The sequence below is a fragment of the Streptococcus oralis genome, assembly GCF_003942585.1.
In the GTDB taxonomy this organism is placed as follows: domain Bacteria; phylum Bacillota; class Bacilli; order Lactobacillales; family Streptococcaceae; genus Streptococcus; species Streptococcus oralis_BE.
Genome location: NZ_RJNK01000007.1, coordinates 50,259 through 63,307, shown reverse-complemented (window position 1 = coordinate 63,307; position 13,049 = coordinate 50,259). Strand labels below are relative to the sequence as shown.

Below are 13,049 nucleotides of genomic sequence, written 5' to 3'. Positions count from 1 at the left end.
ATTTTTAGTTGTTACAATAAGCATTTTATAGTTTTAAACCTAAAACTATAAAATACTAGATAATTACTTAGGAATTATTTTAGATTCATTTATACTGCATAAATATTCTTAAAGTGATTTGTCCTATAAATATTAAAGTTCGTTTTTCGTGGTTCCTACTCGCTCTATTTCACAATACGCTAGAATTATCTTCGAGAAGCATCGTTTTAAGTTTTAACTGCTCCGAAACTAATTAGAAAAGCTTTTACGCCCGAGATTGCTTTCCAGTTTTTCACTTCAACTTTAATTGTCATTCAAGAACTGCCTTTACGACGACTGATGTCTCCAAGCCAGAAAAAGGAAGTACAGATTCTCTGCAACTTCCTTTTCTTTTATAGACTATTTGACGTGTTTTTCTAGCTCTTTTTGGTATTTGGCATTTGTTTCAATTTTTTCTTTCTGCCATTTCTTGAGAGCTTCTTCATATTCTTTTGTAGTCACGACATCCTTTTGCAGCTCCAAACCTTTGAAGACAAATGGATCTCCCTTGATTCCGACTTGTGAGTATGCTTTTGAGAACGGTACAGTTCGGCTAACAGTTGGAGAACCACCTGAAGAAGCTACTGGGATTAAGAGTGAGCTATCTGATACCCAAGCTTGAGCTTTAGCGTATTTCTCATAACGCTTATTGAGGTCACTGGTTTCAGCTGCGGCATCATCCAAGAGTTTCTTGTATTCGTCCAGTCCAACTTGAGCCATCACTTCTGGATCTTTTCCGCGAGTGATTCCCAAGTGTTTAAGGGCAGAACCCTTCTTAGCATCAAGGATGTTGAGGTATGTAGCTGGGTCTTGATAGTCAGGTCCCCAACCAGTTCCGTTCAAGTCATAGTCTTTTTGGGATGGAACCTTGGCTTGAGATGTAATGCTCATTTTCTCATTATCAGTCATTTGAAGGACATCGACAATGACATTCTCCGTACCAAGTGTTGATTCGATAGACTGCTTGAGTGAGTTGGTTTGTTGAACCGCGATTACATCTGTTTGTTCAACGGGGATGTCCAAATGGATTGGGAAGGTAACCCCCTTGGCTTGCAATTCTGTCTTAGCTTTAGCAAAGGCTGCCTTAGCTTTTTCAGGACTGTATAGCGTATCCTTACCATCAGTAAGGGCTATATCTTTCCATTGGTCTCCATAAGAAACCAGCTCTGCCTGAGCCAACTCTCCAAAGGTTTTTTCACCTACTTGAACGTAGTCATGAGGCACTAGGCTGTTACGGATAATCTTGTCCGCACCTTCTTCACCATTCAACTGAGCAGTGTAAGAGTGACGGTCAAGGGCAAAGTTCAGCGCCTGACGGAAGTTCTTGTTAAGAAGAGCTTCTTTCGTTGAAGTTTTTTGAGCCTCGTCAGTCTTGGCTGTTTTATTGTAAGACTGGCGGTTTACGTTAACAGTGAGATAGTAGCTTGTCGCTTCTTGTGGACTGTAGACAATCTTATCGCCGTACTCTTTTTTAGTTGATTCAAAGTTTGAGCTTGTTGGGAAGAGACGGGCTGTTGTATAAGCACCTTGTGTAAAGCTGCGAATCAAAGATTCTTGGTCTGACCCATCGTAGAAGGTTAGTTTAATATTGTCAATCTTAACATTGTCCTTATCCCAGTAGTTTGGATTCTTTTCATATTCGATGACTGATTTTGAAGTCAATGATTTCAAAAAGTAAGGACCGTTATAAAGAATACTTGATGGTGTTGGTGCACCGTAGTCGCTCCCTTTAGAATTCAAGAATTCTTCATTAACTGGAAGCATGGTTGCAGTTGTGACTTTAGAGTTCCAGAAACTTTCTGGTTTGTTGAGCGTATATTCTACCGTGTAATCATCAACAGCCTTGACTCCTACAGTAGAAAAGTCATTGCTTTCACCACTGATGTAGGCAGCCAAACCTTTGATAGAATCTTGAAGGAGAGAGAGGCCGTCTGATTTACCATCAGCTGCATGTTTCAGACCCGTAACAAAGTCCTGAGCCTTGACTTCAGCATACTCTTCTCCCTCAGAAGTATACCATTTTACACCCTTACGAAGTTTGTAGGTATAGGTCAAGCCATCTTTGGATACAGACCAATCTTCTGCAAGCGACGGAATCAAGTTCCCGTATTTATCGTTTTCCAAGAGGCCATCGACAACGTTGGCTATAACGTCAGAAGTTGAGCTCTTGCTCGTCACGCTGTAGTCCAAAGATGATGGATCTATTGCATAGACATAAGAAAATGTCTTGAGAGCATCAGCCTTCTTTTCGCTTTGCCCACAAGCAGTTAACAGAAGGGCTGCACTCAAGACAGCACCTGCTCCTAAGAGCCACTTTTTCGATCTCATAAGTAATCTCCTTAAAGATAGTGTTTTCACCATTATACCCTATTTTTTTATAAAAGCAAGGGCTTTCGGACAATTTTTTAGAAAATTCTAACAAATATTTTTTAAAGATTTTTCTATACAATTTTTAGTAAAAAACCTCAAGCTTCAAAAGCTTGAGGTTCGCTCATTTTAGTCAGTCATTTCCACACAGAAGGCATCCCATGGAGCCAAGGTCTGTTTCTCAACTGCTTCTTTAGTAGTAGTGTTTTCAATCAAGATTGATTTAACTTTTCCTTCTACTGCAAAGTTTTGTTTTTCATTGGACAAGTTAGCCATAACTAAGAAACAACGGTCACCGTCCTTGCGAATATAGGCGAAGATCTTGTCAGCCGTATCAAGCAATTCAAAATCAGCTCGAATCAACCAGCTGTTCTCCTTACGGATCTGAACCAACTTCTGATAGGTATAGAAAATAGAATCTGGATTTGCCAGTGCTTCTTGAACGTTGATTTCTTCGTGGTTTGGATTAACTGCTAACCAAGGTTGACCTGTTGAGAAACCAGCGTTTTTGTTCTCATCCCATTGCATTGGGGTACGGGCATTATCACGACCGATGACACGGATACTGTCCATAATTTCCTCTAGAGGAACACCTTTTTCAAGAGCTTCACGCGCATAGTTGAGGGATTCAATATCTTCTACTTGGTCCAGTGTTTCAAATGGATAATTGGTCATCCCAATCTCCTCACCTTGGTAGATATAAGGTGTCCCTCTCATGAGATGAAGCAAGATTGCAAAGGCTTTGGCAGATTTTTCACGGTATTCTTGGTCATTTCCCCAGATAGAGACGATACGAGGGAGGTCATGATTGTTCCAGAAGAGCGAATTCCAACCGTCCTCAACTCCTAATTCTGTCTGCCATTTGTTGAAAATCTCTTTTAACTTACTGATATTCAGCTCTTTTTGATAGTGCCACTTAGGTTGCCCTTCCTGATATTGAAGACAGATGTGTTCAAACTGGAAGACCATAGACAATTCTTGTCCCTTTGGATCTGAGTATAGCTTGGCAATCGCTGGTGTTGCTCCCCAGGTCTCCCCTACTGTCAAGAGATCTTTGTCGCCAAAGGTCGCCTGATTCATTTCCTTGAGATAGGGATGGAGCATAGGACCGTTATTGACTACTTTCTCGTCAGGAATTTTCCCAATCATATCAATGACATCCATACGGAAACCGCCAATGCCTTTATCAATCCAGAAGTTCATCATCTCATAAATTTTCTTGCGCAGTTTTTCATTCTCCCAGTTGAGATCCGGCTGCTTCTTGCTGAAAAAGTGGAGATAGTATTGACCCGACTTTTCATCGTATTCCCAAGCAGACCCACTAAAGATAGACTCCAAATCATTGGGCTCATCTCGCCAGATATAGTAGTCTCGCTCAGGACTATCAGGATTTTCACAGGCCTCTACAAACCAATCATGCTCATCCGAGGTATGATTGACCACCAAGTCCATGATGATGCGAATATCACGCTTCTTAGCCTCTGCGATCAGTTGGTCCATGTCCTCCATGGTCCCGAAAATAGCTGCAATCGCTTGATAATCAGCAATATCATAGCCATTATCGTCCATAGGACTGTCATAAACAGGAGAAAGCCAAATCGCTGTGATTCCTAACTTAGCTAGATAGTCTAACTTACTAGTAATTCCTGGCAAATCGCCAATTCCATCTCCGTTGCTGTCCATAAAACTCTTGGGATAAACTTGATAGACCACGGCATTGTGCCACCATTTTTCTTGCATCTTCTCACCTCATTATTTTAATAATCTATAGTCTATGATAGCGCTTTTTCAAACTTTGTGCAAGCGTTTGCTTAATCTTTTTGATTTCTTTTTTACCTTTATAGTTTCCTAACTTCCGATTTTTTATTATAATGGAGGTCAGAGGTAAAAAAATGAAAAAACAAGCTTTTAGTTCTGAACAATATTTAAATCTGCAACGCGACCATATCTTGGAGCGCATCAACCAATTTGACGGCAAGCTCTACTTAGAGTTTGGTGGCAAAATGTTAGAAGATTTCCACGCTGCTCGTGTCCTTCCTGGCTATGAGCCTGATAATAAAATCAAGCTCTTGCAAGAATTGAAAGAGCAGGTTGAGGTCGTGATCGCCATTAACGCTAGCAATATCGAGCATTCCAAAGCACGTGGCGACCTAGGTATTTCTTATGACCAAGAAGTTCTTCGTTTGATTGACAAATTCAATGAGCTGGGAATTTTTGTTGGCTCAGTTGTCATCACACAGTACGCTGGCCAACCCGCTGCAGATGCCTTCCGCAACCAGTTAGATAAAAACGGTATTGATTCTTATCTTCATTATCCAATCAAAGGATATCCAACTGATATGGATCACATCATCTCTCCAGAAGGCATGGGGAAAAATGACTACATCAAAACCAGTCGCAAGTTAATCGTCGTAACGGCTCCTGGACCTGGTTCTGGAAAATTGGCAACCTGTGTGTCCAATATGTACCATGACCAAATCAACGGTATCAAGTCTGGCTACGCTAAATTTGAAACCTTCCCAGTCTGGAATCTGCCCCTTCATCATCCAGTCAACTTGGCCTACGAGGCTGCAACCGCAGACCTTGACGATGTCAACATGATTGACCCCTTCCATCTCCAAACCTACGGAGAAACAACGGTCAACTACAACCGTGATATTGAAATTTTCCCAGTGCTCAAACGTATGTTGGAACGCATTCTCGGTGAATCTCCATACGCTTCACCAACAGACATGGGTGTCAACATGGTTGGCTTCGCTATTACAGATAATGAGGCTGCTATCGAAGCTTCTAAGCAAGAAATCATCCGTCGCTACTATCAAACAGTCCTTGATTTCAAAGCTGAAAAAGTCGGAGAAACTGCTGTCAAGAAGATTGAACTTCTCATGAACGACCTCGGCATCACACCTGCAGACCGTAAGGTTGCTGTTGCTGCACGCCAAAAAGCAGAAGAAACTGGTGGTCCTGCCCTAGCTCTTGAATTGCCAAACGGGGAAATCGTAACTGGTAAAAACTCTGAACTCTTTGGTCCTACAGCTGCTGCCTTGATCAATGCCATCAAGAAATCAGCTGACATCGCTAAAGAAGTGAAACTAATCGAGCCTGAAGTTGTCAAACCAATTCAAGGCCTTAAGATTAATCATCTAGGCAGCCGCAATCCTCGCCTCCACTCAAATGAAATTTTGATTGCACTTGCAATCACAGCTATGGAAAATCCTGATGCTGCGCGCGCAATGAAGGAACTTGGTAACCTTAAAGGAAGCGAAGCCCACTCAACCATCATCTTGACAGACGAAGACAAGAATGTCCTTCGCAAGCTAGGTATCAACGTAACCTTTGACCCTTACTACCAATACGATCGCTTGTATCGGAAGTAAATAAACAAGGCTGGACAAAAACTCAATTTGAGGGAAAAATCCAGTAAATCTTTACATGATAAAAAAATCAAACGCATAATATCAAGTCTTTTGAATACTTGGTATTATGCGTTTTATGATTTTTTCCAACCTCACTTATTTCAATGAAATTGCCAACTCGACACAGGCTCCCCCTTGGTCTGGATTAAGCAGGGTCAGACGACCAGCATGCAAGAGAGCGATCTGCTTAGAAAAGGCTAAGCCGATACCATGATGGGGATTAGCTGAATTGCGGCTTTGGTCACTCTGGTAAAAGAGTTGGTCTGCTCCCAGCAGCATCTCCTCCGAAAATGCAGGGCCGTTGTTCCAGATAGCAAAAACCAACTGGTCCTGTTGTAATGATACCGTTAGCTTGACTTCCTTTTGATCCTGGTCTGCATGTTCAAGCGCATTCAGTAAAATATTGAGCAAAGCGCGCTTGAGATAGTCCAAATGAATTGACAAAATCAGACTAAGATCACAATCTTCTTGGAGATAAAAACAATAGCTTTCCTGTTTGCTGAACAGTGCCCAGTCGTCCTGGAGATAAGCCAAAAAGTCCTCTAAGGAAAGCTGACTGAACTGATTAGCATCAATCTGAAAAGTCTTAGCGTAATCAATCAAAGAACCACAATACTCTTCCATCTTGTGACTGGCCTGCAAAATCTCAGCAGCATAGTCTGCCTGTGGCTGGCCCAACCGCGCCAACTCCAAGAGCTCAGCATTCCCCTTAATCACAGTTAGGGGCGTCTTCAAGTCGTGCGATGTCGCTGATAACTGTAAAATCAACTCCTGATTATGCTGCTGCTCTTTTTCTAGAAGACGAGCATTTTCTTGGTGGCTGCTCCGTAAATCGCTATAGACTTCTAGCATTTCCTCAATCCGAAAAAGCTGGCTTTGATTTTCTTCTAAAAGCTTCTCGCTCGTTAGCATTTTTATTTCCCTGTCGATTTTTCGGAGCAATTTCAAAATATGATAAAAAGTAATCAGCAGCAAGCTCCCTGCCCAGAAGAACAAGGCGAAAAGAACGTGATCACTTCCTTGCGTAAATTCATAACCTATAAGTACAAAAATCAAAACATGGAAAAAGACGATTTTTAAACTGGTTGTCCAGACTAGGCTTTTGAAATTACGGGTTCTAATTGCCATCTATAACCTACTCCTCTCACAGTTGCGATTGCTTGCAGCCCTTCTTGTTTGCATTTTTGACGAATCTGATATACGTATTCTGAAATGGAGCGAAGCTGTGTTTCTGAGCTTTCTGGATAAAGCAAGGTATGCAGGCGTTCAGCTGAAAAGGTCTGCTTGGGATTGCTAGCTAGTAAATGCAGCAACTTAAACTCTCGCTCTGAAAATTTCAAGACTTTACCAAAACAGGCCACTTCATAGCGCTCTGGATAAAATTGGCAAGAAGCAATTTCAGAATATCGCTCCTCACGTCTTTCCTCCCGCCGAAGATGCGCTCTGACACGCGCCAGCAATTCTTTGGTCCCAAAAGGTTTGACAATATAGTCATCTGCTCCGCGAAAGAGCCCTTCCACCTTGTCCGCCTCCAACTCCTTGGCCGTCAGAAAGATGATCGGACACGAAAGATGAGGACGAATGTAGGAACACAGCTCAAAACCATTAACAGGCTCCATCATCACATCCAGCAGAATCAAGTCATATCCGACAAAATGCGTCAGCTCTAGGTCTTCTATCCGATCAAGCGTCGTCACATCATAAGCATCGAGCTCTAGGACGTTTTTCACCAGCTTCAAAATGCTCTGGTCGTCATCAACCACCAAAATACGATACTGTCTCATGATTTCCATTATAGCATACCTCTAGCGAACATCTCGTTTCAAGGTTAAAAATATAGCAGAGCTCCAAACCACAGCTAACCATAACAGCTGTATTCCCAGCCCTGAGAGATCTATTGACTGCTGAAGTCCTTCATACTCAAAAAGATTTAGCGTAGCCAGATCGGGCAGGTATTTTGCTTCCTTAATAAATGTTGCCAATAAACGGCTGAGACCAATCAAAAGAGGAAAGAGCACCGACACCGGCACAACCCAAGATTGAAAGAGCAAAGCGAGGCCGGCAGTTAAAAAAGCCAGAAAAAGATTGCTGAGAAGACCAAAAGAACTGTAATAGAGGAATTTCCCCAGTAAGGGCCAGCTAAAGTCTAGATCAAATCGAGCCAGCATAACAAGGAAACAGCTGCTTATAATGATACTATAGAGAACCAAGAGCAGCAAGACCAGAAAAAGGATTTTCCCAGCCAACCAAGCCCTTCTATTTGATACGGTTAGAAAATTCGTTCGCATCCCAGACTTGACAAACTCCTGAGCAAAATAGAGCGAAGTAAAGATGACGATGACAGGCTGCGCCAGATAGAGGGCATGCAAAGCCTCGCTCAGAGCCTTCGTCTGGCCAACTGCTGTCTGACTGTAGTCAAGATTCATTAGAAAAAATGGAACGACTAGCAGAGCTACCAAGGCTGCACCAAGAGCGAGATAGTAAGAACGGAACTTAATACATTCACTTCTAAGCAGAGCTTTTATCATCAGTAGCGCCCTCCTAAATCCGTCTTCAAAAAGCGCAGAGAAGTCATGCCGCCGATGATTAGTATCCATACGCCAAGTATCAACAGCCCTTGCAAGGGATTGTTGACATATTGGGAAGTTGGCGTTGCCACAAACAACTCTCCAGCTGGCTGTGGCAGATAAGCTCCCCAACTCGTGTGAGCTGCCAGGTAGTTTCCTAGATTATAGATCTGTGGCACGAGAAAAAGCAGAGGAACTAACATGGTCCGAGCCAATAAACCTAACAAAAACGAAAGGATTCCCAATAGGGTTAGAGATAATATTTTCCACAAAATCAGACTCCAAGCCACTTGATTGAGCAGAATCGGATCAAGTCCTTCCTTTCCTAAAGCGAGATGCATGGCCATATAACTAAAGTAGATTGATAAAAAGCTAGTGGCAAGAGAAAAGCAAGTAAAGGTCACGAGTTTCCCCACAAGCAACTTCAGGCGGTTATTACAGGCCAAGAGACTGGTTCTCAAGCTATGAGACTGAAATTCCATAGCTCCCAAAATTCCAGCTAAAATGACCAAAACCATGACCGCCATAGAAGCCCCGTTGAGACCTAGATATTCCAGCGGATCAATGGCATTTATCAGATTAGGAACCGTCTCAGGCGTAGCATCCAAGCCGATAGACAGATACTGTCGGCCCTCCAACCAGGATACGACAGGCACCAATAGCAGCATGAAGGCCACACTCACTTTGAAAGCCTTGATTGAGCGGATTTTCAACCATTCTGAATGCAATAAAGACATCGCTTCCTTCATCTTAAACCTCCTCTGTCAAATCAAAGAAGAGATCTTCTAGACTGTCTGAATCTTGCAGCACCTCTTCCAATCGTCCTTGCTCAATAATTCGCCCATGATGAATCAAGACCACATCATCTGTCACCATTTGCACCTCTGACAGGATGTGGGATGATAGAAGTACCGTTTTCCCTAAATCAGCCTGCTGACGGATGAACTTTCTAAACCACTTAATCCCACTTGGATCCAGTCCATTGGTCGGTTCATCTAATATAAGAAACTGAGGATCACCTAGCAAAGCTGCTGCCAAACCCAACCGCTGACCCTCCCCCAGAGACAGGCTTGACAAGAGTTCCTTCCTCTTATGAGCGATTCCAGTCATCTCCAAAACCTCATCAATCCGAGACTTGGGAATAGCATTACTCGCCGCAATAATTCTCAAGTGGTCATAGACCTTTCGATTTGGCAAACCGCCAATGCCGTCAAAGGCTGCACCTACCGTTCTGAGCGGATAGATCATTGACTGATAGGTTTGCCCATCAAAAGTCGCCGCTCCTGCTGTCGCCCGATCTAACCCCAAGAGAATCCTCAAGGTCGAACTTTTCCCTGCACCATTCGGGCCCAGAAAAGCTGTAATCCGCCCGCTTCTAGCTGTAAAAGAAATATCTTCTAAAATCTGCTTACTGCCATGCTTTTTGCAAACGCCTTCTATTTTCACCATATGTTCCATACTGAACTCCTTTATCTTTATTTTCTACAGTATATCCAATCTAGTTCAGAATTAGTTCAGAAATCAAGCAAAAATTCTAAAAGTTGACTCCGTCTTTCAGAAGTTGCTCTAGCTTCATTAGAAAGAACTCAGTTTTTCTTTATAATTCTGCGAGTTTTGTATGGAGACTTTGTTATAATGCTAGTCTCAAAAAGTCATTTATCAAACTTCATCAAGAGCAGTCTTTATGATATAATGAAAGAAGAAAACTGAAAGGATTTACCATGTCAAAAGAAGTTATTGTTGAAAGTTTTGAACTTGACCACACCATTGTTAAAGCACCCTATGTTCGCTTGATTGGGGAAGAAACAGGGCCAAAGGGAGATGTCATCTCCAACTTTGATATCCGCTTGGTGCAACCAAATGAAGACTCTATCCCTACCGCTGGCCTTCACACCATTGAGCACCTCTTAGCCAAACTCATCCGTACCCGCATTGACGGCATGATTGACTGCTCGCCCTTCGGTTGCCGTACTGGTTTCCACATGATTATGTGGGGACGCCATACTAGCGCTGAAATTGCAGCTGTTATCAAGGACTCGCTCAAGGAAATCGCTGAGACTACTACTTGGGAAGATGTCCCTGGAACAACCATCGAATCTTGCGGAAACTACAAGGACCACAGCCTCTTTTCTGCTAAGGAATGGGCGAAGCTCATCCTGGAACAAGGAATCTCAGATGATGCCTTTGAGCGTCATGTCATCTAAACACAAAAGGAACCAGCTTTTTAGCTAGTTCCTTCTTTTTTTATTCTCAAAATCGCGAGTTAGGCTTTTTCACGAATGACCAAAACGCCATCTTCCATATCTGCTTCCAGATGTTTGGCATCTAGATGATCCAAGTGGAAGTCTGTCACCTTATCACGAATTTGTTGTTCAACCACGCGACGGAGAGGACGAACACCCATAACTTCGTCATAGCCTTCTTCTGTGATAAAGTCCTTAGCTGCTTGGCTAACTTCAAGGTCGATTCCTTTCTTAGCCAAGGTTTGGTTGACTTCAGCCAACATCAAGTCCACAATCTTAGAAAGGTCTTCCTTATTCAAGTGTGAGAACTCGATAACTGCATTAAAGCGATTGAGGAATTCTGGACGGAAGTATGGTTTCAAACGATCCATTAATTCTGGTTTGTCTGCATCTTCCGTCAAGTTAGCTTCATAGCCAAATCCAGCATTTGATGTTGCGATAATGACAGTGTTTTTGAAGTTCACGGTATTTCCTTGACCATCAGTTAAACGGCCGTCATCCAAGACTTGGAGGAGAAGGGTAATGACTTGAGGATCAGCCTTTTCAATTTCGTCCAAGAGAATGATAGAGTAAGGATTGCGACGAACACGTTCTGTCAAGGTATTGCTATTGTCATCATAACCCACATAACCTGCTGTTGTACCGATTAACTTAGAAACGGCTGTGCGGTCACTGTATTCAGACATATCCAAGCGGATGATTGCATCCTTGGTTCCAAACATATCGAGCGCCAATTGCTTAGCAAGCTCGGTCTTCCCAACCCCAGTAGGCCCTACAAAGAGGAAGCTACCGATTGGCCGATTGCCTTCATCAAAACCAGCACGGTTACGACGGATAGCACGAGCCACTGCTTCTACTGCCTTATCTTGGCCAATAACCTTGTGCTCCAAACGATGGGCCATATCTTTCAAACGTTCGATGTCTGATGCTCCCATTTGTGATACCGGAATACCAGTCATACGTTCTACAGATTCAGCCACATCGTTGACACTCGCAGTCACCTTCATATTTTCTGTGTGGTTTTCGATTTTCTTTTCTAATTCTGCAATACGTGTTTTAGCATTAAGAGCTGCTTCGAAATCTTCTGCCTCAACTGCTTTTTCTTGCTTGTCTTTTTCTGCCTCGATTTCCCGTTCAACCGCATGCACATCTGTTACAGGATGTTGAGCCGCCAAGTGAGCTGCCGTTACATCGACAAGGTCAATAGCCTTATCTGGCAAGCTACGTTGAGGAATGTATTGGATCGAATAATCTACTGCGGCTTTCAAAACCTCATCTGGCAAGATGACATTGTGGTGTTGTTGATAGAGGTCACGAATTCCTTGAAGGATTTTAAAGGTATCCTCTGCTGAAGGGGCATTGACCTTAACTTCGTTGAAACGACGAGCAAGAGCTGCATTTTTCAAGATAGTGTTACGGTATTCGTCTTGAGTTGTCGCTCCAATAACGGTCAATTCACCACGAGAGAGGGCTGGCTTGAGAATGTCCGCAAGCCCCTTAGAACCACTGTCTCCACCAGTGCTACCAGCACCAAGGATTTGGTGGATTTCATCAAAGAAGAGGATAATATTGCCTGCTTCTTTTACTTCATTGACCAAGTTTTGAACGTTTTCTTCAAAGCTACCACGATATTGAGTACCAGCCTCAAGACCTGAGATATCAATAGAAATAATTTCCTTGTTCTTGATGGCAGCTGGAACATCTCCGTTCACAATAGCTTGTGCTAGACCTTCGACAACGGCTGTCTTACCAACACCTGCATCTCCGACAAGTACAGGATTGTTTTTGGTACGACGTGAGAGGATTTCAGATGTTTCTTGAATTTCCTTGTTTCGTCCGATAACAGGATCCAATTTGCCCTCGCGAGCTTCTGCAGTCAAGTTTCGACCTAGTTTAGCAAGGACACCGTCTTGTTTCATACCTGAAGCGTGTTGTTGCATTTGCGCATCAGATTCTGCATTTCCTGGTAATTGACCAGTTGCACGATAATGAGCAAATTCCTCAGGTGTCACTTCACGTCCATTAATCAAGTAGCGACGGTTTTCAGAACTGTATCCTCGCATACCACCCATCAATTGGTTAAATAAATCATCCATGTTGTTAAAGTTATTAAAGTTGTTGTTCATATTCTTTACCTCGTTTATTGTTAATTATTTGCGATCTCTGATATTGACTATCTTTGACCTTTGTTTTAAAAAATTTAGACTAGCTATCTAGCTACTCTACGTATAATTTCTGGTTTTTCTTTTTTAAATAAGCCTTCTATGATCTTCTTTTCAAAGTCTGTTAGATTTAACATAGGCCTCACCCCTTTCTCGGGATTCTATACTTCATTCTCAAGAAACAATTCGTTGAAAATGAGCTTTCTAAGGAATTCATTTTCCTTATGTTTCTACTATATCACATTGGTCAGTAAAAGTCAATAACTTTTGACTAAA

General features: G+C 42.5%; 10 protein-coding genes. 2 read left to right on the top strand and 8 right to left on the bottom strand.

Features of this window, described 5'->3' with window-relative positions:
- Positions 1-378 precede the first annotated feature (378 nt).
- Both D8862_RS08005 and D8862_RS08000 read right to left on the bottom strand, forming a co-directional pair.
- Positions 379-2,346, bottom strand: coding sequence for a peptide ABC transporter substrate-binding protein (locus D8862_RS08005; RefSeq protein WP_125449852.1), 1,968 nt, complete (start codon positions 2,344-2,346; stop codon positions 379-381).
- Between the two features lie 168 nt (positions 2,347-2,514).
- Positions 2,515-4,125 carry a glycoside hydrolase family 13 protein gene (locus tag D8862_RS08000; protein WP_125449850.1) on the bottom strand — a complete coding sequence of 537 codons (1,611 nt, stop codon included), beginning with the start codon at positions 4,123-4,125 and terminating at the stop codon, positions 2,515-2,517.
- A 152-nt stretch (positions 4,126-4,277) separates the two neighbouring features.
- On the opposite strand from D8862_RS08000, the gene D8862_RS07995 reads away from it, so the two are divergent.
- The gene (locus D8862_RS07995; protein ID WP_125449848.1) at positions 4,278-5,762 is read left to right on the top strand and encodes a DUF1846 domain-containing protein; all 1,485 of its coding nucleotides are present in this window, start codon (positions 4,278-4,280) and stop codon (positions 5,760-5,762) included.
- A gap of 135 nt (positions 5,763-5,897) precedes the next feature.
- On the opposite strand, the gene D8862_RS07990 is transcribed toward D8862_RS07995, so the two are convergent.
- Genes D8862_RS07990 through D8862_RS07970 form a run of 5 tightly spaced genes read right to left on the bottom strand, consistent with a single transcriptional unit; the run spans position 5,898 to position 9,826 of the window.
- Positions 5,898-6,929, bottom strand: coding sequence for a sensor histidine kinase (locus D8862_RS07990; protein ID WP_125449846.1), 1,032 nt, complete (start codon positions 6,927-6,929; stop codon positions 5,898-5,900).
- Positions 6,896-7,594 (bottom strand): response regulator transcription factor, encoded by a 699-nt coding sequence (locus D8862_RS07985; protein WP_125449844.1) that lies wholly within the window; start codon positions 7,592-7,594, stop codon positions 6,896-6,898. Before D8862_RS07985 ends, D8862_RS07990 begins: the two co-directional genes overlap by 34 nt.
- Before the next feature lie 12 nt (positions 7,595-7,606).
- Positions 7,607-8,329, bottom strand: a complete 723-nt coding sequence (locus D8862_RS07980) for a lantibiotic ABC transporter permease (protein ID WP_125449842.1) — start codon at positions 8,327-8,329, stop codon at positions 7,607-7,609.
- Positions 8,329-9,117, bottom strand: a complete 789-nt coding sequence (locus D8862_RS07975; protein ID WP_125449840.1) for an ABC transporter permease — start codon at positions 9,115-9,117, stop codon at positions 8,329-8,331. The genes D8862_RS07980 and D8862_RS07975 overlap by 1 nt, the downstream gene beginning before the upstream one ends.
- Position 9,118: 1 nt before the next feature.
- Positions 9,119-9,826: an ABC transporter ATP-binding protein gene (locus D8862_RS07970; RefSeq protein WP_000400708.1), complete on the bottom strand. Its 708-nt coding sequence runs from the start codon at positions 9,824-9,826 to the stop codon at positions 9,119-9,121.
- Positions 9,827-10,089: 263 nt separating this feature from the next.
- Here D8862_RS07970 and D8862_RS07965 point away from each other — a divergent pair, with 263 nt between their 5' ends.
- The gene (locus tag D8862_RS07965; RefSeq protein ID WP_000032557.1) at positions 10,090-10,572 is read left to right on the top strand and encodes an S-ribosylhomocysteine lyase; all 483 of its coding nucleotides are present in this window, start codon (positions 10,090-10,092) and stop codon (positions 10,570-10,572) included.
- 59 nt (positions 10,573-10,631) lie between these two features.
- Here the strand turns inward: D8862_RS07965 and D8862_RS07960 are convergent, their stop codons facing one another.
- Positions 10,632-12,737, bottom strand: coding sequence for an ATP-dependent Clp protease ATP-binding subunit (locus tag D8862_RS07960; protein WP_125449838.1), 2,106 nt, complete (start codon positions 12,735-12,737; stop codon positions 10,632-10,634).
- Between the last annotated feature and the right edge of the window lie 312 nt (positions 12,738-13,049).